21 protein-coding genes are annotated in these 23,465 nt (G+C 70.1%); 1 reads left to right on the top strand and 20 read right to left on the bottom strand.

Going from position 1 to position 23,465, the window contains the following annotated elements; genetic code table 11:
- Positions 1-15: 15 nt before the first annotated feature.
- The 12 genes from atpE to LR393_RS00495 all read right to left on the bottom strand — a co-directional run bounded on the left by atpE (position 16) and on the right by LR393_RS00495 (position 12,208).
- A complete protein-coding gene (gene atpE, locus LR393_RS00550; protein WP_214158441.1) occupies positions 16-225 on the bottom strand; it encodes an ATP synthase F0 subunit C in 210 nt (69 codons plus the stop codon).
- A gap of 82 nt (positions 226-307) precedes the next feature.
- Entirely contained in the window at positions 308-1,093 is a 786-nt protein-coding gene (atpB, locus tag LR393_RS00545) for a F0F1 ATP synthase subunit A (protein ID WP_231480841.1), read from the bottom strand.
- Positions 1,094-1,396: 303 nt separating this feature from the next.
- Positions 1,397-1,846: a hypothetical protein gene (locus LR393_RS00540; RefSeq protein WP_231480840.1), complete on the bottom strand. Its 450-nt coding sequence runs from the start codon at positions 1,844-1,846 to the stop codon at positions 1,397-1,399.
- Positions 1,843-3,168 carry a glycosyltransferase family 4 protein gene (locus tag LR393_RS00535; protein WP_231480839.1) on the bottom strand — a complete coding sequence of 442 codons (1,326 nt, stop codon included), beginning with the start codon at positions 3,166-3,168 and terminating at the stop codon, positions 1,843-1,845. The genes LR393_RS00540 and LR393_RS00535 overlap by 4 nt, the downstream gene beginning before the upstream one ends.
- The gene (locus tag LR393_RS00530) at positions 3,165-3,845 is read right to left on the bottom strand and encodes an L-threonylcarbamoyladenylate synthase (RefSeq protein ID WP_231480838.1); all 681 of its coding nucleotides are present in this window, start codon (positions 3,843-3,845) and stop codon (positions 3,165-3,167) included. The genes LR393_RS00535 and LR393_RS00530 overlap by 4 nt, the downstream gene beginning before the upstream one ends.
- Positions 3,846-4,002: 157 nt before the next feature.
- Positions 4,003-4,872 (bottom strand): peptide chain release factor N(5)-glutamine methyltransferase, encoded by an 870-nt coding sequence (prmC, locus tag LR393_RS00525; protein ID WP_231480837.1) that lies wholly within the window; start codon positions 4,870-4,872, stop codon positions 4,003-4,005.
- A 1-nt stretch (position 4,873) separates the two neighbouring features.
- Positions 4,874-5,986, bottom strand: a complete 1,113-nt coding sequence (prfA, locus tag LR393_RS00520; RefSeq protein ID WP_231480836.1) for a peptide chain release factor 1 — start codon at positions 5,984-5,986, stop codon at positions 4,874-4,876.
- A gap of 171 nt (positions 5,987-6,157) precedes the next feature.
- Positions 6,158-6,400 (bottom strand): 50S ribosomal protein L31, encoded by a 243-nt coding sequence (rpmE, locus tag LR393_RS00515; RefSeq protein WP_231480835.1) that lies wholly within the window; start codon positions 6,398-6,400, stop codon positions 6,158-6,160.
- A gap of 144 nt (positions 6,401-6,544) precedes the next feature.
- Positions 6,545-8,500, bottom strand: a complete 1,956-nt coding sequence (rho, locus tag LR393_RS00510) for a transcription termination factor Rho (RefSeq protein ID WP_269326501.1) — start codon at positions 8,498-8,500, stop codon at positions 6,545-6,547.
- Positions 8,501-8,829: 329 nt separating this feature from the next.
- Entirely contained in the window at positions 8,830-9,786 is a 957-nt protein-coding gene (gene thrB / locus LR393_RS00505) for a homoserine kinase (protein ID WP_231480833.1), read from the bottom strand.
- The gene (gene thrC / locus LR393_RS00500) at positions 9,786-10,856 is read right to left on the bottom strand and encodes a threonine synthase (protein ID WP_231480832.1); all 1,071 of its coding nucleotides are present in this window, start codon (positions 10,854-10,856) and stop codon (positions 9,786-9,788) included. The genes thrB and thrC overlap by 1 nt, the downstream gene beginning before the upstream one ends.
- Positions 10,856-12,208, bottom strand: coding sequence for a homoserine dehydrogenase (locus LR393_RS00495; RefSeq protein ID WP_269326445.1), 1,353 nt, complete (start codon positions 12,206-12,208; stop codon positions 10,856-10,858). The genes thrC and LR393_RS00495 overlap by 1 nt, the downstream gene beginning before the upstream one ends.
- Before the next feature lie 99 nt (positions 12,209-12,307).
- Here LR393_RS00495 and LR393_RS00490 point away from each other — a divergent pair, with 99 nt between their 5' ends.
- Entirely contained in the window at positions 12,308-12,985 is a 678-nt protein-coding gene (locus tag LR393_RS00490) for a response regulator transcription factor (protein WP_231480830.1), read from the top strand.
- Here LR393_RS00490 and LR393_RS00485 read toward each other — a convergent pair whose 3' ends face one another.
- The 8 genes from LR393_RS00485 to argS form a co-directional block, all read right to left on the bottom strand.
- Positions 12,986-14,455 carry a sensor histidine kinase gene (locus LR393_RS00485; protein WP_231480829.1) on the bottom strand — a complete coding sequence of 490 codons (1,470 nt, stop codon included), beginning with the start codon at positions 14,453-14,455 and terminating at the stop codon, positions 12,986-12,988.
- A gap of 216 nt (positions 14,456-14,671) precedes the next feature.
- Entirely contained in the window at positions 14,672-15,646 is a 975-nt protein-coding gene (gene meaB / locus LR393_RS00480) for a methylmalonyl Co-A mutase-associated GTPase MeaB (RefSeq protein ID WP_231480828.1), read from the bottom strand.
- Positions 15,643-15,909 carry a UBP-type zinc finger domain-containing protein gene (locus LR393_RS00475; RefSeq protein WP_231480827.1) on the bottom strand — a complete coding sequence of 89 codons (267 nt, stop codon included), beginning with the start codon at positions 15,907-15,909 and terminating at the stop codon, positions 15,643-15,645. Before LR393_RS00475 ends, meaB begins: the two co-directional genes overlap by 4 nt.
- Before the next feature lie 10 nt (positions 15,910-15,919).
- Positions 15,920-18,052: a methylmalonyl-CoA mutase gene (scpA, locus tag LR393_RS00470; protein ID WP_269326444.1), complete on the bottom strand. Its 2,133-nt coding sequence runs from the start codon at positions 18,050-18,052 to the stop codon at positions 15,920-15,922.
- A gap of 6 nt (positions 18,053-18,058) precedes the next feature.
- A complete protein-coding gene (locus LR393_RS00465; protein ID WP_231480825.1) occupies positions 18,059-19,828 on the bottom strand; it encodes a methylmalonyl-CoA mutase subunit beta in 1,770 nt (589 codons plus the stop codon).
- A 110-nt stretch (positions 19,829-19,938) separates the two neighbouring features.
- On the bottom strand, positions 19,939-20,244 hold the full coding sequence (locus LR393_RS00460) for a helix-turn-helix domain-containing protein (RefSeq protein WP_231480824.1): 306 nt from the start codon (positions 20,242-20,244) through the stop codon (positions 19,939-19,941).
- An 86-nt stretch (positions 20,245-20,330) separates the two neighbouring features.
- On the bottom strand, positions 20,331-21,758 hold the full coding sequence (lysA, locus tag LR393_RS00455) for a diaminopimelate decarboxylase (RefSeq protein WP_231480823.1): 1,428 nt from the start codon (positions 21,756-21,758) through the stop codon (positions 20,331-20,333).
- Positions 21,759-21,789: 31 nt separating this feature from the next.
- Positions 21,790-23,430 carry an arginine--tRNA ligase gene (argS, locus tag LR393_RS00450; protein ID WP_231480822.1) on the bottom strand — a complete coding sequence of 547 codons (1,641 nt, stop codon included), beginning with the start codon at positions 23,428-23,430 and terminating at the stop codon, positions 21,790-21,792.
- Positions 23,431-23,465: the final 35 nt, after the last annotated feature.

The following is a 23,465-nucleotide window of genomic DNA, read 5'->3' as shown; positions in this document are numbered from 1 at the left end:
CCGTGGGTGGAGGGGTCAGGACTTGAAGAGGAAGGCGAAGACCAGGCCCAGGATGGCCAGCGCCTCGGTGAGGGCGAAGCCGGTGAAGGCGATGGTCTGAAGAACGCTGCGGGACTCCGGCTGGCGGGCCACACCGTTGATGTACGCGGCGAAGATCAGGCCGATACCGATACCCGGACCGATAGCAGCGATGCCGTAGCCAAGGAAGGCGATGTTGCCGGTCATTGCAGTTTCCTGCCTTTCGGTTGATGCCTGAGGGGCTCAGGCAATTGTCAGTGCGCGTCCGACGACGAGCACCGGCGGAAGATCAGTGCTCGTCGGCGACGGCACCGGCGATGTACACACAGGTCAGGAGCACGAAGACGTACGCCTGGAGGAACTGGACAACAACCTCGAAGCCGTACATGACGAGGGTGAAGACGTAGGCCAGGGCGCCAGTGACAGGCAGGAAGCCCGAAGCGTGGAAGAGCAGGTACTCGCCGCCGAAGGTGAAGATCAGCAGCATGAAGTGACCGGCGAACATGTTGCCGAAGAGTCGCAGCGCGAGCGTCAGCGGCCGGGTGATCACGTAGGTCATGAACTCCAGGACCCACATGAACGGAACGATCCAGCCCGGAAGACCCGGCGGCACGAAGCTCTTCAGCCAGCCGATGACGCCCAGCCGCGCGATCCACACACCGTGGTAGGTGAAGTAGACGATCGCGGTCAGGACGATCGCGTAGCCGATCCGGCTGAACGTCGGGAAGGTGATGAACGGCGTGACGCCCATCAGGTTGTTCACCAGGATCACGGTGAACAGCGCGAAGAGCAGCGGCAGGAACGGCTTGAACTTCTCCGCGCCGATGATGTCGCGCGCCAGGCCGTTACGGACCAGCCCGTAGGTGCCCTCGACCAGGAACTGCGCCTTGCCCGGCACCACCTTGAGCTTCGACGTGATGCTCAGCAGCACGACCGAGATGACAATGGCGACGACAGCGAACACGACCATTGAACGGGTGAGGGCGAATGCGCCGTCACCGACCAGTGGCTGCCAGAACTCGGCGATGGTCGGAGCCTCGTAGCTCTCGCCGCCGCCGGCGGCCAGTTGAATCACGGTCGCTCCTCCAGGACTCAGGTGCTTCATTGCGGGGTTGCAGCCAACCGCTCGCTTGCAGGCGCTGGCAGCAGGGTCACGGGTGTAACAGGTTCAGGGGGAGGACGGGCTCGGGCGTTACAGCTCGTAGCCGGCGGGTTCCTTCAACAGGCACACCGCAGTTATGGCGGGTGCCCTCAGCAGGGTCGACTCGTCATCCATCTGGATTGACACTATCAGTCATGTAGGGCGGTTCTGTCGGCACCCCCTCACAAGGGGCCAGCAGCACATCCTCGAAGGTCTGTGGTCACACACCCGATCGGGTTAATCGCGTGCCTCTTTCTCGTCGTACACCGGCTCGCGAAGCTTGAGCGCTCCGCGCATCAGACCTCCGGCCCAGCCCAGAACACCGGCCAGCAGACCGAACGCCGTACTGGGGCCATTGACCCAATCCACGTCGTCGAGCGAGAGGTAGACAGCCCACATCAGGGCCATGACCAGGCCGTACGTGGTGAGGGCGAAGATCATCCCGAAGGTCGGGTCGGTCATCCGGATCTGCCAGTGCAACATCGACGTGAGAGTCAGTGCTACCAGTGCGAGGCCGAGCCCCAGGAGGGCCGAAAGCCCTTCGTCGTGGCCCACCACCCAGGCCACCACGGTGGTCAGGCCGCCCAGCGCAAGGGAGGGCAGAAGTGCTGCAAGCCACAGCGCGGACACAGGTTCAGGCTGGCGCGAGACCTTGATCAGGCTGTTTTTCGGGTCGGACATGTTCACGATCCGTTCATTGCAGAGTTCACGGTGCCGGCCCCGTCACGGTGGGTGTCGGAACGGTCGTCCCCGGCGGGGTCTTGAGCCGCCCCCGGTGAACGAACCTGGCGCGCGCTCGGTTTCGCCGCCCCCCGGGGCTCGGTGGTGAGGTCCGGGTCGTCCGCCGCCCGCGGCAGACCCGGCTCGGCCGGGATCACCACGGTCGCGGTGCGGGGCCCGGCCCCCGGGACGGCGGTGGCCGCCATCCGGCGCCAGCGGCGCGGGCCGACCGTGAGGAAGAGGGCGAAGACCACGGCCGTGCCCCCGACCAGGATCGCCTTGCGCGGGCTGACCAGTGCGAACAGGGCCACTCCGAAACCGACGGTGGCGGTCCAGAAGTAGAGGATGAGCACGGCGCCGGCGTGGCTGTGGCCCAGGCTGAGCATGCGGTGGTGCAGGTGCAATTTGTCCGGCTGCCAAGGCATCTTGCCCGCCCGGGTGCGCCGGATGATCGCCAGCATCAGATCGATGAGCGGTAGCGCGAGCACGGCGAGCGGCAGCAGCAACGGCAGGAAGGCCGGCATGATCCGGGCCTCTTCCAGCGTCGAGGGCTCGACCGTGCCGGTGATCGCCACCGTGGAGGTGGCCATCAGCAGGCCCAGCAGCATGGAGCCGCTGTCACCCATGAAGATCCGGGCCGGGTTGAAGTTGTGCGGCAGGAAGCCCAGGCACGCGCCGACGAGCGCGGCGGTGAGCACGGACGCCAGCGAGGCGTAGTCGTTCGGCGAGGAGTCGCGGGCGAGCAGGTACGAATAGACGAAGAACGCCGATCCGGCGATCGCCACCATGCCGGCCGCGAGCCCGTCCAGCCCGTCGACGAAGTTGACCGCATTGATCGTCACCATGATCGCCACCACGGTGACGAAGATCAGGAGCATGCGACTCGGGATGAAGGTGCCGAAGATCGGCAGGGAGACCAGCTGGATGCCCTGCCAGGCCATGATTCCCGCGGCGAGCATCTGCCCGGCCGCCTTCGTCACAGCGTCCAGCTCCCAGAGGTCGTCGAAGACCCCCAGAAGACAGACCGCGCCGGCCGACAACAGGGCCACGTAGGCCGTGCGACCGTCGAAGACCCCCTCGAAGAACTTCACCTGCGACGCGGTGAGCATCGCGATGGCGATGCCGGCATAGATGGCGGCGCCGCCCAGGCGCGGGATCGGCACGGTGTGCACGTCGCGCTCACGCGGGGCGGTGACCGCGCCCATCCGGCGGGACAGGCGCCGGACCGCCGGGGTGGTCAGGTAGGTGACCGTCGCGGCGATCAGGAGGACGAAGAGGTAACCCCTCACTGCGTCTGTTCCACCTCTTCGTCGGGGGCCTCGCCGAGACCGAGCGTGGAGGGCACGACCGAGCGCAGGTCTTCCAGCGCCACCGCACCCTGCCGGACCACCCGGGGGGTGCCCGAGGTGCAGTCGACGATGGTCGAGGCGACCCCCAGCTCGGCCTCTCCCCCGTCGAGGTAGACCGCCACCGAGTCACCGAGCATGTCCTGCGCCTGCTGCGCGGTCAGTGCGGCGTCATGACCGGTGAGGTTGGCACTGGACACCGCCATCGGCCCGGTGCGCTCGAGCAGTTCCAGCGCCACCGGGTGCAGCGGCATGCGCAGCGCCACGGTGCCGTTGGTCTCGCCCAGGTCCCAGCGCAGCGTGGGCTGCGCGCGGGTGATGATCGTCAGGGCGCCGGGCCAGAACGCCTCGGCCAGCGCCCGGATGTCGGGGGTGATGCCCGCGGCGATGCCGTCCAGCGTGCGCACGTGCGGCACCAGCACGGGCGGGGGCATGGCCCGCCCCCGGCCCTTGGCCGCGAGCAGGGCTGACACCGCCTCGGCGTCGAAGGCGTCGCAGCCGATGCCGTACACGGTGTCGGTCGGCAGGACGACGAGATCACCTTCCGCGACGACGTCGGCGGCTTTGGCGATCCCGCGCGAACGCTGAACTTCCAGGGCGCAGTCGTAACGCACACTCACCCCCCGAGTGTGGCACTACCGGGGCCCGGGGCGCGCATTTCGGCGGTGCACCCCCGGCCCGCGAGACATCACGAACCGGCTTCACGACGCAGAGAGCGCACCTCGTAGCGCTCCGCCACGGCCGGGCCGGAGCCACGGACCACGACCGCCCAGCGCCTCAACTGCTCCGGCGGGCCACCAGCGCCCGGTCGCGGCCCGTCAGGTCACGCTGGGTGCTCACGTCCACCCAGTCCGGGGCCTTGGTCAGGGCCCGGCCCCCGGAGCCCTGGACATCGGCGTGCTCCATCACCAGGAGCCCGCCCGGACGCAGGAGGCGGGCGGCGGTCGCGACCACCCCGCGCGGGACGGCGAGGCCGTCGTCCCCTCCCCCGTACAGCGCCAGCACCGGGTCGTGGTCACGGACCTCGGGCTCGGTGGGCTCGGCGTCGGGCGGGATGTAGGGCGGGTTGGCGACCACCACGTCCACCAGGCCCACCAGGTCGGCGAGCAGGCGCTCGTCGGCGCGCACCGCGTCCCCTGCTCGCAGGTCCACCCGGGAACCCAGCGCCTCGATGTTGCGGCGCGCCCACTCCACCGCGGGCGGGTCCAGCTCGACGGCGACCACCCGGGCCGAGGGCACCTCGTCGGCGACCGCGAGGGCGATCGCGCCGGAACCGGTGCACAGGTCGACGACGAGCGGGTCTTCCAGGGCGGAGGCGGCCTCGACGGCCAGGCCGGCCACCCATTCGGTCTCCACTCGCGGAATGAAGACGCCCGGCCCGACCAGGAGTTCGAGCCGACGGAAACCGGTCGAACCGATTAAATGCTGCAGCGGAACACGTTTCGCGCGCTGGTCAAGAAGTTCTGCGACCTGGGTGGTTTCGTCGGACCGGAGCTCGTAGCCGAGGATCACCCGGCGGGCCAGGTCGCGCCGTTCGACCCCGAGGGCGTGGGCCACCAGGATGTTCGCGTCGGCCGAGGGCGAGGGCACCCCGGCCTCGGACAGCAGGGTGGTGGCCGAGGCGAGAACGTGCTTCAGCTCGGGCATCTCAGCCGCCGTAGGTCTGGAGGGCGGCCAGCTGGGCACTTTCGTCGGCATCCAGGCAGGACTGGATCACCGGGCCCAGGTCACCGTCGAGCACCTGGTCGAGGTTGTAGGCCTTGTAACCGGTTCGGTGGTCGGCGATCCGGTTCTCCGGGTAGTTGTAGGTGCGGATCCGCTCGGAACGGTCCACGGTGCGCACCTGCGAACGCCGGGCCTGGGACGCCTCGGCCTGGGCGGCCTCGGCCTGGAGGGCGTGCAGCCGGGCCCGCAGGATGCGCAGGGCCTGTTCCTTGTTCTGCAGCTGCGACTTCTCGTTCTGGCAGGACACCACCACGCCGGTGGGCAGGTGGGTGATGCGCACGGCGGAGTCGGTGGTGTTGACGCTCTGGCCACCGGGGCCGGAGGAACGGAAAACGTCGATGCGCAGGTCGTTGTGGTCGATCTCGATCTCGACGGTCTCGTCCGGCTCGGGCAGCGCGAGCACGCCGGCGGCCGAGGTGTGGATGCGCCCCTGCGACTCGGTCACGGGCACCCGCTGCACGCGGTGCACGCCGCCCTCGTACTTCAGCTTCGAGAACACGCCCTCGCCGGGGGCCGGGTTGCCGCGGGTCTTGACCGCGACCGAGATGTCCTTGTACCCGCCCAGGTCGCTCTCGGTGGAGTCGAGAACCTCGGTGCGCCAGCCGTTGCGCTCGGCGAACCGAAGGTACATGCGCAGCAGGTCGCCGGCGAACAGGGCCGACTCCTCGCCGCCCTCCCCCGCCTTGATCTCCAGGATCACGTCACGCGAGTCGTCCGGGTCGCGCGGGATCAGCAGACGGTGCAGCCGCTCGCGGGCCTCGACCAGCGTGGCGTCCAGGGCGGGCAGCTCCTCGGCGAACGAGGAGTCCTCGGCGGCCAGCTCACGGGCGGCCTCCAGATCGTCGAGCGCACCGCGCCAGACCACGTACCCGGCGTGCACGGCCCCCAGCTCTGCGTAACGGCGGCCGAGCTTGCGGGCGGCTCCGGCGTCGGCGTGGATCGACGGGTCGGCGAGCTGACGCTCCAGCTCCTCGTACTCGTCGAGCAGCGGCCCGACAGCAGCCTGGGCGGACTCGTCGGGGGTGAGCTGGGTCATCTCTGCCTTCTTCTACGTCATCAAGAGAAAACACGGCCGTGGTCAGGCAGTCCCCGGAGCGGGGAGGGCTGCCTGGTCACGAACGAGGAGGGAGTGCAAGGCACTCGGGTGGGGACAAACGACGACGCCGGTCGTCGCCCTCGATGAGGGCTACGACCGGCGTCGGCTCGGCTACTTCTCGGCGTCGGCGGTCTTCTCCGCGTCGGCCGGCTTCTTGCCGTAGCGCGCCTGGAAGCGGGCAACCCGGCCACCGGTGTCCAGGATGCGCTGCTTGCCCGTGTAGAACGGGTGGCAGGCGCTGCAGGTCTCGGTGGAGATCGTGCCGCTCTTCGCGGTGCTACGGGTCTCGAAAGTCTCGCCGCAGGCGCACTTGACCGTGGTGGTCACGTACTGCGGGTGAATGTCGGCCTTCATGATTCTCCTCGTTTGTCGCCGCCGGGTCGTGCGGCGCGGGCGCGTCGCTCGTGAACCGGAGCTTGAGTCAGTCTGCCAGATCTGCAGACGGGAGCCATAACCGCGTTCACCCCGGGAGCATTCCCGGGGTGAACGCGGTGACGACTATTCGCCGGAGGGCGAGGTCTTCTGCACCTGCATGAGGAACTCGGCGTTGCTCGAGCTCTTCTTGGTGCGGTCGAGCAGCAGCTCGATGGCCTGCTGAGCCTCGAGGGCGCCCATGACCCGGCGCAGCCGGTAGATGACGCCCAGCTCTTCCTTGCCCATCAGAATTTCTTCGCGACGGGTGCTGGAGGCGTTGACGTCGACCGCCGGGAAGATGCGCTTGTCGGCCAGCTGGCGCGACAGGCGGACCTCCATGTTGCCGGTGCCCTTGAACTCCTCGAAGATCACCTCGTCCATCTTCGAGCCGGTCTCGACCAGCGCGGTCGCCAGGATGGTCAGCGAGCCGCCGTGCTCGATGTTGCGCGCCGCGCCGAAGAACCGCTTCGGCGGGTAGAGCGCGCTGGAGTCGACGCCACCGGAGAGGATGCGCCCGCTGGCCGGGGCGGCCAGGTTGTAGGCGCGGCCCAGACGGGTGATCGAGTCGAGCAGCACGACCACGTCGTGACCCAGCTCGACCAGGCGCTTGGCCCGCTCGATGGACAGCTCGGCGACGGCCGTGTGGTCGTCGGCCGGACGGTCGAAGGTGGAGGCGATGACCTCACCCTTCACCGTGCGCTGCATGTCGGTGACCTCTTCGGGCCGCTCGTCCACGAGCACGACCATCAGGTGGCACTCGGGGTTGTTCTGCGTGATCGCGTTGGCGATCGCCTGCAGGATGAGCGTCTTACCGGCCTTCGGCGGGGAGACGATCAGGCCTCGCTGGCCCTTACCGATCGGCGCCACCAGATCGATGATCCGGGTGGAGATGATGTTCGGCTCGGTCTCCAGCCGCAGGCGCTCCTGCGGGTAGAGCGGCGTGAGCTTGTTGAACTCGGGCCGGTTGCGCGCCTCTTCGGGTGCACTGCCGTTGATGGTGTCCAGCCGGACCAGCGCGTTGAACTTCTGGCGCTGGTTGGCCTGCTCACCCTCGCGCGGCTGGCGCACGGCGCCGGTGACGGCGTCACCCTTGCGCAGGTTGTACTTCTTCACCTGGCCGAGCGAGACGTAGACGTCGTTCGGGCCCGGCAGGTAGCCGGAAGTCCGCAGGAACGCGTACGAGTCGAGCACATCGAGGATGCCGGCGACGGGCACGACCACGTCGTCGTCGCTGACCTCGACATCATCGACCTGACCGGGCTCGCCCTCGCGGCCGCGACCACGCTTGCGGTCACGGAAGCGGCGACCCCGGCGACGGCCGCGGCCGTCCTCGTCATCGTCGTCGTCGTTGCTGACGTTGACCGGGACCGGGTTGCGGCGGGCCTGGGAGTTGTTGCGGCCCTGACTGTCCCGGCTGCCACCGTCACGGCTGTCGGTGCGGCTGCCGCCGTCCCGGTTGCCGTCGCGGGTGTTCTCCCGGCTGCCGTCGCGGTTGTCCGAACGGGACTCGGACCGGTCGCCCCCGGACCGGTCCGGGCGCTCAGCGCGCTCGGTGCGGTCGGGACGCTCGGCGCGATCTGCACGGTTGTTCCGGCCTCGGCCACGGGTGGGGCGCTCAGCGGGCTCGGCCTCGGCGGCGGGCGGCTCGGCGGGGGCCTCGACGGCCTTGGCCGACGCGGCCTCGACCGGAGCGGCGGCCGCGGCGGCCCGGCTGCGACGGCCGCTGGTGCCGGTCGCGCTGCTCTTCGGAGCCGGCGCCTCGATCAGCGCTTCCTGCGCGGGGGCAGCGACTTCGGCCACGGGCTCAGCAGCCGCGGCAGAGGTGCGGCGCGTGCGGGCCGGGGCCCCGGCGGGCGCGGTTGCGGCCCTGCGGGAACGGGTTGCCGGTGGGGCAGCTGCGGCGCCACCACTCTGGTGGCTCCGGATCGCCTCGAGGAGCTCGGCCTTGCGCATGCGCGCCGTGCCGTTGATGTTCAGTTGCGAGGCGACCGCCTGGAGCTGCGGCAGGCGGAGCGTCGAGAGGTCGACGGCGGCCGACATCTCGGTGGTATCTGTCACGAAAGGTCTTCCCCCTCCTCGGCCGCGACATGGTCACGGCCAGCGGGTTTTCACACCCGGAGAGTCCGGGTGGTGGTACGCCGCGACGACCACGCGCATGCGCGGAAACCTGGAATGAGCGGCGGAGTACAGCACGTGTGCCTGGTACTACGGCATCCAGCGGCTGCACACGTACTGTAACACCGGTGCGGCCCAGAACGAAGAACCCGAATCCGGCCAAGCAACAGATCTCACGGTAAAACGATGTTGGATCCGTCACTCGGCGCCCGGACATTCTTGCACCGTGCCGCCCCGCAGACTACTCGGACGGATCATTCACCTTCTGTAGCAAGAATTGATCCGACCGTATCAATTCCCGGTCGCAGCACGGTCCAGCGGTGCGCGACCGAACCGCCCAGCGCCGAATTCACGGCGGCGGCCGCCTCGCCCCGGGCCCCCAGGACGAGCACCGACGGGCCGGCCCCGGAGACGACGGCGGCCGCACCGAGCTCACGTACCCGGTGGACGAGCTCGGCGGTCTCCGGCATGGCGGGCGCCCGCTGCGCCTGGTGCAGACGGTCTTCGGTGGCCTCGAGCAACAGATCGGGGCGCCGGGTCAGGGCGTGCACCAGCAGTGCGGCCCGCCCGGCGTTGAACGACGCGTCCGGGTGCGGGACGAGCGCGGGCAGCATCGCCCGCGCGGTGCTGGTGGACAGCTCGCCGGACGGCACGCAGACCACCGGGTCGAGATCGGCCCGGACCTCGACCCGTTCGGCGCGCGGAACGCCGCTCGGCGAGAGCCAGGAGATCGTGCAGCCACCCAGCAGTGCGGCCGCGGCGTTGTCCGGGTGCCCCTCGAGCGACGTGGCCAGGGCCAGCACCGTGGCGTCGTCCAGGACCTCGGGCTCGGCCAGGCAGCCGCGGGCGGCGACCAGACCGGCCACCACGGCGGCGGCGGACGAGCCCAGGCCGCGGCCGTGCGGGATCGAGTTGACGCAGTGCAGGCGGATACCCGGCTGCGGCACGCCGGCGTGGTCGAAACCGGCGCGGACGGCCCGGACGACCAGGTGGTCCTCGGTCAGGGGCACGCCGCCGGCCCCCTCCCCCTCGACCGTCACCTCCAGCCCGGACGCGGCCGGGCTGAGGGTGACGACGTCGTGGAGCGCCAGTGCCAGGCCCAGGCTGTCGAAGCCGGGGCCCAGGTTGGCGCTGGTGGCGGGAACGCGCACGGTGGCGCGGCGGTCGGCCAGCAGTCCCGGGCCGGCCACCGGGACGGAATCGAGCGACATCAGCCGAGCCCGAGCGCCGAGGCGATGCTGACCACATCGACCTGGATCCGGGTCGGCTGCACGTCGTCGCCGTCGGCGTTCTTCAGGGCCCACTGCGGGTCTTTCAGCCCGTGCCCGGTGACCGTGCAGACCACCCTCTGGCCCGGCTCCAGCTCACCGGCGGCGTGCACCTGGAGCAGACCGGCGACCGAGGCGGCCGACCCGGGCTCGACGAAGACGCCCTCCTTCGAGGACAGCCAGCGGTGCGCGGCCAGGATCGCCGGGTCGTCGACAGCGTCGATCCGCCCGCCCGAGGCGTCCCGGGCCTCGATGGCCTGCGACCAGGACGCGGGGTTGCCGATCCGGATCGCGGTCGCCACGGTCTCCGGGTGGTCGACCGGGTGGCCGAGCACGATCGGAGCGGCCCCGGCGGCCTGGAAACCCCACATCTTCGGGGTCTTCGACGCCGGGCCGTCGGCCTGGTACTCGGTGTAGCCCCGCCAGTAGGCGGTGATGTTGCCGGCGTTGCCGACGGGCAGGCAGTGAATGTCCGGGGCGTCGCCGAGCACGTCGACGATCTCGAACGCGGCGGTCTTCTGGCCCTCGATACGGGCCGGGTTCACCGAGTTCACCAGTTCGACCGGGTACGCGTCGGCCAGCTTGCGGGCCACCGTCAGGCAGTCGTCGAAGTTGCCGTCGACCTGCAGCAACTCGGCGCCGTGGGCGATCGCCTGGGCCAGCTTGCCCATCGCGATCTTGCCGTCCGGCACCAGCACCGCGCACTTCATCCCGGCCGCGGTGGCGTAGGCGGCCGCGCTCGCCGAGGTGTTACCCGTGGAGGCACACACGACGACCTTCGCGCCGGCCGCGGCCGCCGCCGTCATCGCGGCCGTCATCCCGCGGTCCTTGAACGAGCCTGTGGGGTTGACGCCCTCACACTTCAGCCAGACCTCGCAGCCGGTGTGCTCGGAGAGCTTGTGGGCCCGCACCAGCGGCGTACCCCCCTCGCCCAGGGTCACCGCCGGGGCATCCCCCAGGAGCGGAAGCCGGTCCCGGTACTCGTCAACGACGCCACGCCACAGATGTGCCATCAGTTCTCACCCTCGACCCGCATGACGCCGACCACGGCGGCCACGCTGTCCAACCCGGCCAGCGCCGAGACCGTTGCTTCCAATGCCGCGTCGGTCGCGGAGTGGGTGACCACCACCAGCGATGCGCGGTCCTGGCCACCGGCGTCCGTGCCGGCCGCCGGGAACTGCTGCTGCCGCACCGTCTCGATCGAGACGCCATGTTCGGCAATAACTTTGGAGACCGTAGCGAGTACGCCCGGGCGATCGGCCACCTCGAGGCTGATGTGGTAGCGGGTGATCACCTCACCCATCGGCCGCAACGGCAGCTGGGCATAGGTCGACTCACCCGGGCCGCGACTGCCGCCGACCCGGTTCCGGGCGGCGGAGACCAGGTCTCCGAGCACGGCGCTCGCGGTCGGCAGGCCACCGGCGCCGCGGCCGTAGAACATCAGCTCACCGGCCGCCTCGGCCTCGACGAACACGGCGTTGAACGCTTCCCGCACGCTGGCCAGCGGGTGCGAGAGCGGCACCATCGCCGGGTGCACGCGCACCGAGACGCCCTCGCTGCCGTCGGCCGCGACCACGCGCTCGCAGATCGCGAGCATCTTCACCACGGCGCCGATCGCCTTGGCCGACGCCACGTCGGCGGCGGTGACCGAGGTGATGCCCTCGCGGTGCACGTCGTCGGCGCTGACCCGGGTGTGGAACGCCAGCGAGGCGAGGATCGCGGCCTTGGCGGCGGCGTCGTAACCCTCGACGTCGGCGGTCGGGTCGGCCTCGGCGTAGCCCAGCGCCTGGGCCTGGGCCACCGCCTCGGCGAAGCCCAGCCCGGCGGTGTCCATCTTGTCCAGCACGTAGTTCGTGGTGCCGTTGACGATGCCGAGCACCCGCTGCACCCGGTCACCGGCCAGCGACTCGCGAATCGGGCGCAGCAGCGGGATCGCCCCGGCCACCGCGGCCTCGTAGTACAGCTCCACGCCACCGCGGTCGGCGGCCTCGTACAGCTCCGGGCCGTGCTCGGCCAGAAGCGCCTTGTTGCCCGTGACCACCGACGCGCCGGAGGCCAGGGCGTCGAGGATCAGCGTGCGGGCGGGCTCGATGCCGCCGATCAGCTCGATCACCAGATCGGCGCGCTTGAGGAGTTCGGGCGCATCGGTCGTGAACAGGGACGGGTCGATGCCCGCCCCGCGGTCCACCTCCAGCCGGCGCACGGCGATCCCGATCAGTTCGAGAGGCGCGCCGACCCGCAGGGCCAGCTCCTCCGCATGCGCCGTCAGGAGGCGGGCGACCTGCGTCCCCACCGACCCGCTACCCAGCAGCGCAACCTTCAGCGGCTCCACCGTGACTCCCTGACTCGTGATTTGTCTCGACATGTGAGAATGGCGGCCCATCTGCGACCTGAGAACCTGCTGAGTTCACCCGCTCGGCCACCGTCCTGGCAAGTATCTTTGCAGGTCTGACGAAGGAGAACCGTGCGGGTACTGATCGTCGACGACGAACGTCCACTGGCTGAGACGATCCGGCGTGGGCTCACCGATGAGGGTTTCGTGGTCGAGATGGCCCACAACGGGCAGGACGCCCTCTGGGCCGCGACCGAAAAGCGCTTTGACGCCATCGTTCTGGACATCATGCTGCCGCGGGGCAACGGTTATCAGGTGCTCACCGAGCTGCGGCGCCGCGAGATCTGGACGCCGGTGCTGATGCTCACCGCGAAAGACGGCGATTACGACCAGACCGACGCATTCGACCTCGGGGCCGACGACTACCTGACCAAGCCCTTCAGTTTCATCGTGCTCGTGGCCCGCCTGCGCGCGCTGATCCGGCGCGGCGCCCCGGAACGCCCGGTGGTGCTGGCCTGTGGCGACCTGACGCTCGACCCGGTCCGACGGCGTGTCGAGCGCGCGGGCCAGGAGGTCAGCCTGACGCCGCGCGAGTACGGCCTGCTCGAGTTCCTGATGCGGCACAAGGGCGACGTCGTCACGAAGAGCGAGATCCTGGAGGGAGTCTGGGACCCGGCCTTCGAGGGTGACCCGAACGTGGTCGAGGTCTACGTGCGGTATCTGCGCCGGAAGATCGACGCTCCGTTCGAGCGCCGCGCCATCGAGACGGTCCGCGGCATGGGCTACCGGCTTTCGATCACCGGCGGCTGATCAGGAGCCCAGTACGGGGATCTCGCCGGTCTCGCCCGGCAGCAGCCCCGCCGCCTGGTCGATGGAGATCGGCAGCTGCACCTGGAACCGGGCCCCGCCGTAGGGCGAGACCCCGACCGCGACGTCACCCTGGTGGCCCCGCACCACCTCCCGCACGATCGGCAGCCCCAGACCTGCTCCCCCGCTGGCCCGGTCGCGGCTCTCGTCCAGCCGCACGAAACGCTCGAACACCCGGTCCCGGTCGCCCGGAGCGATACCCGGGCCGTCGTCGTCCACCATGATCAGCGCCGTCGGGCCGGCCGTCGTGACGGTCAGCGCGACCGTGGACTGCGCGTACCGGGTGGCGTTGTCGACGAGGTTCCGCAGCACCTGGCCGAGCTTGTAGGGGTCGCCGAGGATGCGCACCGGCACCACCGAGAGGGGCACCTCCAGGGCGGAGGAGGAACGCAGGCGCCGGGCCTCCTCCATCACCAGGTCGTCCAGGTCCACCTCGACCGACATGATCTTCAGGCCCTGGTCGTCGGCGCGGGCCAGCAGCAGCAGGTTCGCCACCAGCACACCCATCCGCTCGGTCTCGTTCTGCAGCACCGGGCGCAGCTCGGCCCAGGCCCGGCCGCTGACGTCGGAATCGACCACCTCGAGCGTGGCCGAGAGGGTCGCCAGGGGGCTGCGCAACTCGTGGCTGGCGTCCGAGACGAACTGCCGCTGGGCCTTCTGCGCCGCCTGGAGCCGGTCGAGCATCTCGTTCATCGTGACCGCCAGCCGGGCGATCTCGTCGCGGGTCGGCGGCACGGGGACCCGGTCGTCCAGGTCGCGCTCGTCGACCCGGGACACCCGCGCGCGGATCTCCTCCACCGGGCGCAGCGCCCGGCCGAGCATCACCCAGACCAGCACCCCGAGGCCGGCCAGCAGCAACGGGAACGAGACACCCAGCACCAGCAGCATCTTGAGCACGGTCTCGCGCTGCCCGGAGTAGAACGTGGCCACGATGATCGTGTCCCGGTTGCCGTCGTAGTCCACCCCCCGGGTGACCACGAGGAACGGCCGGGTGGTGTCGAGGATCTTGAGCAGCCCGGCCTCCTCCCGGATCGTCTGCCCGACCTTCGGCCGCAGACCGGTGATCGGCCCCTGGTCGGAGTCCCAGGTGGAGGCCGACACCACCGCATCGCCCCGGAGCACCTGCACCCACTGGCCGTCGCGCTGGTTCTGCTCCTTCTTTAGCTGGGTGTCCAGATCTCCCTCACCGATCAGTTCCAGCTGCCCGGCGACCTCGCTGACCCGTGCGTCCGCCGCCCGGTTCAGCCCGCCGATCAGACTGCGCTGCAACACGTAGAAGATCAGCCCGCCCGCCAGCGTCAGGCCCAGCCCGACCACCAGCACGGCCGAGACCGTGGAGCGCGCCCGCACCGAGGGCAGGAGTCGGCGCGGGGCCGCCGCGGCGTCGAACCGCCAGCCGTACTCGGTGCTCATGCCCGCATTCTCACAGGTACCGGCTGTGACGAAGATGAGAGAACGACTGGAGGAGGCCGACCGGGTGACGGATGGCCACCACCGACGGGCAGACCGAGGTGGCCGAAGTCCTGACCTACGTCTTCGGGCGGGCGACCGGCCCGGCCTGCGAGGCGAACTTCCTGATACCCGAGGCGCTGGAAGGCTGACCCGGACAGCGGGAGCTCAGCCTCGTCCTCAATTCTGGTCTTTGAGAGCCCGCAGGATCTGCTCGGCGGCGGCCGCGGGGGTCAGCTCACCGGCCAGCACCTGCCCCTCGACGACGGGGGTGAGCTCGCGCACGGCGGAGGACTCGCGCAACTGGTCGATCAGGGTGTCGCGCACCATCGACCAGGTCCAGCCGATGAGCTGCCGCCGGCGCCGGGCCTCCAGCTCCTCACCCAGTTCCGACCGGTGTCTGAGCACCTGGGCCCACACCTCGTCCAGCCCGGTGCCCTCCAGGGCCGAGCAAGTGAGAACCGGTGTCTCGTCGCCGGTTCCGAGAAGACGCAGCGCCCCGCTGAGTTCCCGGGCGGCCCGCCACGCCTCCGCCTGGTGCGGACCGTCGGCCTTGTTCACCGCGATCACGTCGGCGAGCTCCAGCACACCTTTCTTGATGCCCTGCAACTGATCTCCGGAACGGGCCAGGGTGAGCAGCAGAAAAGTGTCGACCATCTGGGCGACGGTGGTCTCGGACTGCCCCACGCCGACCGTCTCGACGATGACCACGTCGTACCCGGCCGCCTCCAGCACGACCATCGCTTCCCGGGTCGCCCGGGCGACCCCACCCAGGGTGCCCGCGCTCGGTGAGGGACGCACGAACGCCTTCGGATCGGTTGCCAGCCGGGGCATCCGGGTCTTGTCACCGAGAATGCTGCCGCCGTGACGCGACGACGACGGGTCGACCGCGAGCACCGCGACCGCGTGCCCGGCGTCGAGGAGCCGGCCCCCGAGGGCGTCGATCAGCGTCGACTTACCCGCCCCCGGCACCCCTGTGACGCCCACCCGGATGGTGCGGGGGACATCCTGGGCCAGCAAGGACAGCAGGTGCTGGGCCGACCGCCGGTGGTCGGGCCGGGTGGACTCGACCAGGGTGATCGCCCGGGCGATCCAGGCACGCGACCCGGCGCGGACGTGCCGGGCCGCCTCCTGGGGATCGAATGGTGGCCTCATCCCAGCTCGAAGGCCACTTCGTCGCGGAAGCACCAGAGCCAGTCCTCACCGGGCTCGGCGGACTGGACGATCGGGTGCCCGGTGGAGTGGAAGTGCGCAGTCGCGTGCTTCGAGGGCGAGGAGTCGCAGCAGCCCATATGGCCGCACTCGCGACACAGGCGCAGGTGGACCCAGGTGCCGCCGGACTTCAGGCAGTCCTCGCAGCCGGTGGCACTGGGGGTGACCTCGTGGATCGTGTCGAGATGGGTGCATACGTCAGCCATGCCGAGCACTTTAGTTCTCGGCCAGGGTCTTGAGCAGGTCAAGGGCCGCGTCGGCGATCACGGTGCCCGGCCCGAAGATGGCCGTGGCGCCGTCGGCGTACAGCCGTTCGTAGTCACCCGGCGGGATCACCCCGCCGCAGACGATGAGGATGTCGGCCCGGCCCATCGCCTCCAGCTGCTCGCGCAGCGCCGGCACCAGGGTGAGATGCCCCGCCGCCAGCGAGGAGACGCCGACAATGTGCACGTCGGCCTCGACGGCCTGGCGCGCCACTTCTTCCGGGGTCTGGAACAGCGGGCCGACGTCCACGTCGAAGCCCAGGTCGGCGAACGCCGAGGCGATCACCTTCTGGCCCCGGTCATGGCCGTCCTGGCCCATTTTCGCCACCAGGATCCGGGGGCGGCGGCCTTCGGCCAGCTCGAACTCCGCGGTCGCCGCGCGCACCGCGTCCACATTGCCGGCCCCTGCCGCCTCGTCCCGGTACACCCCCGAGATCGTACGGATCTGGCCGGTATGGCGCCCGTAGACCTTCTCCAGCGCGTCGGAGATCTCGCCGACCGTGGCCTTCGCCCGGGCTGCTTTGATGGCTAGATCGAGAAGATTGCTTGTGGACGCCTGTGAGGCCGCGTTCGTGAGGGCGTCCAGAGCCGCCGTGGTCACCTCGGGGTCGCGCTCCTCCCGCAGCCGGCGCAGCTTCTCGAACTGTTCGGCCCTCACCTGGGCGTTGTCCACCGCCCGGACGTCGATCAGCTCGTCGGCCGGGGGCCGGAAGGTGTTCACCCCGATCACCGGCTGACGCCCGGAGTCGATGCGGGCCTGGGTGCGCGCCGCGGCCTCCTCGATCCGCAGCTTGGGAATGCCCTCGTCGATCGCCCGGGCCATGCCCCCGGCCTTCTCGACCTCCTCGATGTGCTGCCAGGCCTTGCGGGCCAGGTCGTGGGTGAGTTTCTCGACGTAGGCGCTGCCGCCCCAGGGGTCGGCCACCCGCGTGGTGCCCGATTCCTGCTGCAACAGCAGCTGGGTGTTGCGGGCGATCCGGGCGGAGAACTCGGTGGGCAGCGCCAGGGCCTCGTCCAGGGCGTTGGTGTGCAGCGACTGGGTGTGCCCCTGGGTGGCCGCCATTGCCTCGATACACGTACGGACGACGTTGTTGTACACGTCCTGGGCGGTCAGCGACCAGCCACTGGTCTGGGAATGCGTGCGCAGGCTCAGCGATTTCGCGCTCTTCGGATGGAACTCCCGCACCAGCCGGGCCCACAGCAGCCGGGCGGCGCGAAGCTTGGCCACCTCCATGAAGAAGTTCATGCCGATAGCCCAGAAGAACGACAGGCGGGGCGCGAATGCGTCGATGTCCAGGCCCGCCGCGGTGCCGGCCCGTAGGTACTCCACCCCGTCGGCCAGTGTGTAGGCCAGCTCCAGATCGGCCGTGGCCCCGGCCTCCTGGATGTGGTAGCCGGAGATCGAGATGGAGTTGAACTTGGGCATGTTCGCCGAGGTGTAGCTGAAGATGTCGCTGATGATCTTCATTGACGGGGCCGGCGGGTAGATGTAGGTGTTGCGCACCATGAACTCTTTGAGGATGTCGTTCTGGATGGTGCCGGTCAGCTGCGCCGGCGCCACTCCTTGTTCCTCGGCCGCGACCACGTAGAGCGCCAGTACCGGCAGCACCGCGCCGTTCATCGTCATCGACACGCTCATCTTGTCCAGCGGAATGCCGTCGAACAGCTGCCGCATGTCCAGGATCGAGTCGATCGCCACCCCCGCCATCCCGACATCGCCCGGCACGCGCGGGTTGTCGGAGTCGTAGCCACGGTGGGTGGGCAGGTCGAAGGCCACGCTCAGGCCCTTCTGACCCGCCGCGAGATTGCGCCGGTAGAACGCGTTCGACTCGGTCGCGGTGGAGAATCCGGCGTACTGCCGCACCGTCCAGGGCTGGGTCACGTACATCGCCGGGTAGGGGCCCCGCAGGTAGGGGGCGATCCCGGGGTACGTCTCCAGGAAGTCCAGGTTCTTCAGATCTTCCTGCGTGTAGAAGCTTTTCACGTCGATACCCTCAGGCGTGCGCCAGGGAGGGCCGTCGGGTCCGTGGCGGTGGTCGGGTTGCGGTTCTCCCAGGGGGACGTCCGCGAAATTAGGGACGATCATGTCGGCTCAGCTCCCGATCCCGATTCGCCGGTGCACATCGCGCAGCACGGCCAGAGCATCCACCCCGGCGAACACGTACGCGTCGACACCCGCGTGGTCCGCCGGTTTCCCGGCGAGCAGGACGTATTGCGCCCCGGCTTCTTTCAGTTCCCTCGCGACCGGTTCGGCGTGCTCGGCGTAGAACTTGTCGCTGGAGGCCAGGCAGGCGACGGTCGCGCCGCTCTCCCGGAATCCCCGGGCCCCCTCCCCCGTCGGGGTCTGGAGGCCGCCGGCCTGGAAGAGGTTGGCGGCGAACGAGGCCCGAGCGGTATGCACGGCGACCGGGCCGATGGTGGCGATGAAGATCCGGGCGTCGCCCGCTGCGTCGCGCAGCGCCTCGTACTCCTCGGCGTAACGGTGCCCGGGCAGCCCGCCGCCCGGCTGTTTCGGCAGGGGTTTGCGGACGACCTCGGGCTCACCGAGGTGGGGGAACTCGCTCACCCCGGTCAGCGGGTCCTTCCGCAGCGCCAGATTCCGCGCCCGCCGCTGCCAGACCTCGCCGATTTCCGCCGCGAACCGGCCCTTCCTGAGCGCGGCGAGCATCCCGCCCTCCCGTTCGAGGGCCGTGAACTCGCTCCACGCCGCCTGAGCCAGCTCGTCGGTGAGCTGCTCGACGTACCAGGAGCCCCCGGCCGGGTCGGTGACCCGGGCCAGGTGCGACTCCATCACCAGCAGCGAGGAGGTGTTGCGGGCGATGCGCCGGGAGAACGCGTCGGGCAGCCCGATCGCGGCGTCGAACGGCTGCACGGTGACCGCCCCGGCCCCGCCGACCCCGGCGCCGAACGCGGCCAGGGTGGTGCGCAGCAGGTTCACCCAGGGGTCGCGGCGGGTCATCATGGCCGACGAGGTGACGGCGTGCTGCCGCTGGCCGGTGGCCTGCCCGGCTCCGCAGACCTCGGCCATCCGCGACCAGAGTCGGCGTGCGGCCCGTAGTTTGGCGATGACCAGGAACTGGTCGGCGTTCGCCGCGTAACGGAACTCGAGCTGGTCGAAGGCCTGCGCGAGGTCCAGCCCGGCATCGGTCAGGGCCCGCAGGTAAGCCACCCCGGTGGCCAGGGAGGCGCCCAGCTCCTGGGCGTCGCTCGCCCCCGCGTCGTGATAGATCGTGGCGTCCACGGTGGCGACCGGCACCGGCGAGCGCCGGGCCAGAGCGGCGAGTTCGGTCAGGTCCGGCTCGTAGGAGGGGCCGAGCCGGGCCCGCAGGCCGATCGGGTCGGCACCGAGATTGCCACCGGGCGGCTGGACGTCACCGAGAAGCGCCAGGAACTCGTCCGCCGTCTCGCGGGTGGCGGTACCGGCGTCGAGCACCACCGGCGCCAGGTCGAGCAGCACCCCGTCGAGCACCTGCTTCAGGCTGCCCGGCGGCATTCCCGCCAGCCAGAGCGAGGTGACGCCGTTCTCCAGATCGGCCATCACCGCCTCGTGGGTGACCGCCGGGTCGGGGTCGAGGTGACGTTGACGCACGTCCCAGCCGTCTGCCGAGGTGATCCGCGGGCCCCGGGTGAAGGGCGCCCGGCCCGGCACCCCGACCACGTCGTCGCCGATCGCGTCGTCCTGCGTGTAGAGCGGGCGCACCCCGATGCCGTCGTAGGTGAAGCTGGTGAGCAGACGTTCTGCCTCGGCCGGGTCTTGATCGGGCGTCATCCGGCCGGCCTTGACCAGGGCCGAGGCCACCAGCTTGAGCCAGGAGGCGCGCTCGGCCGGATCGAACAGCGCGGCGAGCGACAGATCGTCCATGGGCCTCAGCTTAGGAAGGCCAGGCCCTCCCGCACAGGGCCCATACTTGAACTACGCCACAGAAAAGGGGGCTGACAGCCCCGTCCACCAGGCTTTCTGCGGGTACGTGGTCAGGCTTTAGGGGGACTCTTGGGCGCCGGAGGGTTCCGGGACGTCACCGGGGTGCTGCGCGCCAGCACATTGCGCGGTGTCAGAGCCGTGGCCAGTACCTCCCCGACGCCCAGCGCGGCCGCCACCCGCATCACGTGCTCCAGCGGTGCGCCCTGCCCGCCTTCCAGACGGGTGATCGTCGCGACCCCGACCCCCGAGCGCTGCGACAGCTCCTCGACCGTCAGCCGCCGGATCCGCCGCCACGTGGCCAGGTCGGTACCCAGCCTGCGCATCGCCCGGGGTACCCCGGCGGGGGTTCGGCTCATCGACTCAGTATCAGGGCAAAAGGAAGACGGCACCGAGCTCGATGCATGCTCGGCGCCGTCCGCCTACTTCCCCTGCTGACCAACTGTCAGCCGACATCCAGGGCAAGCAGGTCGTCCTCAGTTTCCCGACGGACGATCACACGGGCCTGGCCGTCACGCACGGCGATCACCGGCGGGCGGGGCACGTGGTTGTACTGGCTGGCCATGCTGCGGCAGTAGGCGCCGGTGCCGGGGACGGCGAGCAGGTCGCCGGGGGCCACGTCGCCGGGCAGGAACTCGTCGCGCACCACGATGTCGCCGCTCTCGCAGTGCTTGCCCACCACGCGGCAGAGCGCGGCCGGGGCGTCGGAGGAGCGGGAGGCCAGGGTGCACGAGTAGTCGGCGTCGTAGAGCGCGGTGCGGATGTTGTCGCTCATGCCGCCGTCCACCGACACGTAACGGCGCACGCCGCCGTGGTCGATGGTGACGTCTTTCAGCGTGCCGACCCGGTAGAGCGTGAACGTGCTGGGCCCGGCGATCGCCCGGCCCGGCTCGATCGAGACCCGCGGCACCGAGATGCCCAGGCCCCGGCACTCGCGGATGACGAGCTCGGCGAGCTGGTCGGCCAGGGCCTTCGGCTCGAGCGGGTCGTGCTGGCTGGTGTAGGCGATGCCGAAGCCGCCGCCCAGGTCGATCTCGGGCAACACCACGCCGTGGTTCTTCTCCACCGCGGCGTGCAGGCCGAGCAGGCGGCGCGCGGCCACCTCGAAGCCCTGGGTGTCGAAGATCTGCGACCCGATGTGGCTGTGCAGGCCGAGCAGACGCAGCGACGGGGTGTTCATGACCTTCGCGATCGCCTCGGCCGCGACACCACCCGCGAGGGAGAGACCGAACTTCTGGTCTTCGTGCGCGGTCGAGACGTATTCGTGGGTATGGGCCTCGACACCGACCGTGACCCGGACGAACACCGGCTGCACCACGCCGTGCCGGGCCGCGGCCTCGGCGACGCGGTCGATCTCGATCATCGAGTCGATGACGATGCGGCCGACGCCGGCCGCGACCGCCCGGTCGATCTCGCTCTCGAGCTTGTTGTTGCCGTGCAGGGCGATCCGCTCGCCGGGCACACCGGCCCGGAGCGCGACGGCGAGTTCGCCGCCGGAGCAGGTGTCGAGGAAGAGACCGTCTTCGGCGATCCAGCGGGCGACCGCCGTGCAGAGGAAGGCCTTGCCCGCGTAGTAGACGTCCGCGCCGCCGACCTCGGCGAAGGCCGAGTCGAAGGCATCACGGAAACCCGTTGCGCGAGCGCGGAAGTCGACCTCGTCGAGCACGAAGGCGGGCGTGCCGAACTCGGCCGCCAGATCGGCGACGCTCACGCCGCCGATCTTCAGCGCACCGTCGTCCGCCCGGTGGACGGTCTGGGACCACAGCCCCGCCTGCAGGTCGTTGACGTCGTCCGGCGGCCTCAGCCAGGCCGGAACCGTCGCCACGCCGCCGTACCCCGGGCTGTGCAGCTCGCCCGCCTCATGCGCACCCATGATGCTTCCGCTCTTCCTCACGTCTGATGGTTCACATTCGCTCGGGCGCGCCCACGCCCAGCAGGTTCAGACCGTTGGCCAGCACCTGCCGGCTGGCCTCGGCCAGCCAGAGCCGGGTGCGGTGCACGTCTTCCACCGGGTCGTCACCGCGCGGCGTGACCCGGCACTCGTCGTACCACTTGTGGAATGCACCGGCCACGACCTCGAGATGCCGCGCCACCCGGTGCGGTTCACGCAGTTCGGCCGACTGGGCCACGATCGCCGGGAATTGGGCGAGCGCGGCGATCAGGGCGTTCTCGGTGACGTGGTCGAGCAGCGACGGCTCGAACACCGAGCGGTCCACCCCGTGCTCGCGGGCCTGGTTGGCCAGCGAGCAGAGCCGGGCGTGGGCGTACTGCACGTAGAAGACCGGGTTGTCGTTCGTCTTCTTCTGCAGCACCTCACCGTCGAGCGTGAGCGGCGAGTCGGCCGGGTAGCGGGCCAGGCTGTATCGCACGGCGTCGGCACCCAGCCAGTCGACCAGGTCTTTCAGCTCGATGATGTTGCCGGCCCGCTTGCTCAGCCGGGCGCCGCCCACGCTGACCAGCTGACCGATCAGCACCTCGATCGAGGTCTCCGGGTCGTCGCCGGCGCAGGCCGCGATCGCCTTGAGCCGCTGTACGTAGCCGTGGTGGTCGGCACCGAGCATGTAGATCTTCTTCGGGAAGCCCCGGTCACGCACCGACAGCCAGTAGGCGGCGTCGGCGGCGAAATAGGTCTTCTCCCCGTCGGCCTTGATCAGCACCCGGTCTTTGTCGTCACCGAAGTCGGTGGTGCGCAGCCAGACAGCACCGTCACGGTCGTCCACGTGGCCCTGCTCGCGCAGCCGTGCCACGGCCTGCTCGACGGCACCGGACTCGTGCAGCGTGCGCTCGGAGAACCAGACGTCGAACTCGACACCGAAATTGCTGAGTGTCTGCCGGTTCTCGGCCAGCTGAATAGCATAGCCGACCTCCCGCGCGACGATCAGGGCCTCGGCCTCGGGCAGGTCGTCGACATCGGGACGCTGCTCGCGCACCTTGGCGGCCAGCTCGGCGACGTACTCACCGTGGTAGCCGCCCTCGGGGATGTCGGTGCCCCGCAGCCGGGCCAGGATCGAGCCGCCGAAACGGTCCATCTGGGCCCCGGCGTCGTTCACGTAGTACTCGCGGGTGACCTGCGCGCCGCTGGCCGTGAGCACCCGGGCCAGGGCGTCGCCGAGCGCCGCCCACCGGGTGTGGCCGATGTGCAGCGGGCCGGTGGGGTTGGCCGAGACGAATTCCAGGTTCAGCACGGTGCCGGCAAGCTGCTGGTTCTGCCCGTAGGCGGTGCCGGCGCCGACGATGGTGCGCACCAGCTCGGCCGCCGAGGCGGTGTCGACCACGATGTTGAGGAAGCCCGGCCCGGCGATGTCGACGCTCTTCACACCCGGCAGGTCGACCAGACGGGCCGACAGCAGCTCGGCGACCGCGCGCGGCGGCCTGCCGGCCGGCTTGGCGAGCTGAAGAGCGATGTTGGTGGACCAGTCGCCGTGCTCGCGCTGCCTCGGTCGCTCCACGCGGATCTCGTCGGGGACGCTGACGGTCAGTTCACCGGCAGCGACGGCGGCCTCCAGGCACGCCCGGATCGCGGAGGACAGTTCGTCGGGAGTCACACGGTCAAGGGTATCCGCTGGTGGAGGTGGAACTC

The sequence above is a fragment of the Kineosporia mesophila genome (genome assembly GCF_021129235.1).
Lineage (GTDB): Bacteria > Actinomycetota > Actinomycetes > Actinomycetales > Kineosporiaceae > Kineosporia > Kineosporia mesophila.
The sequence above is the reverse complement of the archived record's forward strand: the minus strand, read 5'-3'. Positions and strand labels throughout refer to the sequence as shown.

Bases quoted from the DNA above. Each gene is read 5' to 3' on its own strand.
- atpE (WP_214158441.1), bottom strand. From the start codon at position 225: ATGACCGGCAACATCGCCTTCCTTGGCTACGGCATCGCTGCTATCGGT.
- prmC (WP_231480837.1), bottom strand. From the start codon at position 4,872: ATGCCCGAGCTGAAGCACGTTCTCGCCTCGGCCACCACCCTGCTGTCC.
- prfA (WP_231480836.1), bottom strand. From the start codon at position 5,986: ATGACCCAGCTCACCCCCGACGAGTCCGCCCAGGCTGCTGTCGGGCCG.
- rpmE (WP_231480835.1), bottom strand. From the start codon at position 6,400: ATGAAGGCCGACATTCACCCGCAGTACGTGACCACCACGGTCAAGTGC.
- rho (WP_269326501.1), bottom strand. From the start codon at position 8,500: ATGTCGGCCGCCGTCGACCTCTCGACGCTCCGCCTGCCGCAGCTCCAG.
- thrB (WP_231480833.1), bottom strand. From the start codon at position 9,786: ATGTCGCTCGATTCCGTCCCGGTGGCCGGCCCGGGACTGCTGGCCGAC.
- thrC (WP_231480832.1), bottom strand. From the start codon at position 10,856: ATGGCACATCTGTGGCGTGGCGTCGTTGACGAGTACCGGGACCGGCTT.
- LR393_RS00495 (WP_269326445.1), bottom strand. From the start codon at position 12,208: ATGTCGAGACAAATCACGAGTCAGGGAGTCACGGTGGAGCCGCTGAAG.
- LR393_RS00485 (WP_231480829.1), bottom strand. From the start codon at position 14,455: ATGAGCACCGAGTACGGCTGGCGGTTCGACGCCGCGGCGGCCCCGCGC.
- meaB (WP_231480828.1), bottom strand. From the start codon at position 15,646: ATGAGGCCACCATTCGATCCCCAGGAGGCGGCCCGGCACGTCCGCGCC.
- LR393_RS00475 (WP_231480827.1), bottom strand. From the start codon at position 15,909: ATGGCTGACGTATGCACCCATCTCGACACGATCCACGAGGTCACCCCC.
- scpA (WP_269326444.1), bottom strand. From the start codon at position 18,052: ATGATCGTCCCTAATTTCGCGGACGTCCCCCTGGGAGAACCGCAACCC.
- LR393_RS00465 (WP_231480825.1), bottom strand. From the start codon at position 19,828: ATGGACGATCTGTCGCTCGCCGCGCTGTTCGATCCGGCCGAGCGCGCC.
- LR393_RS00460 (WP_231480824.1), bottom strand. From the start codon at position 20,244: ATGAGCCGAACCCCCGCCGGGGTACCCCGGGCGATGCGCAGGCTGGGT.
- lysA (WP_231480823.1), bottom strand. From the start codon at position 21,758: ATGGGTGCGCATGAGGCGGGCGAGCTGCACAGCCCGGGGTACGGCGGC.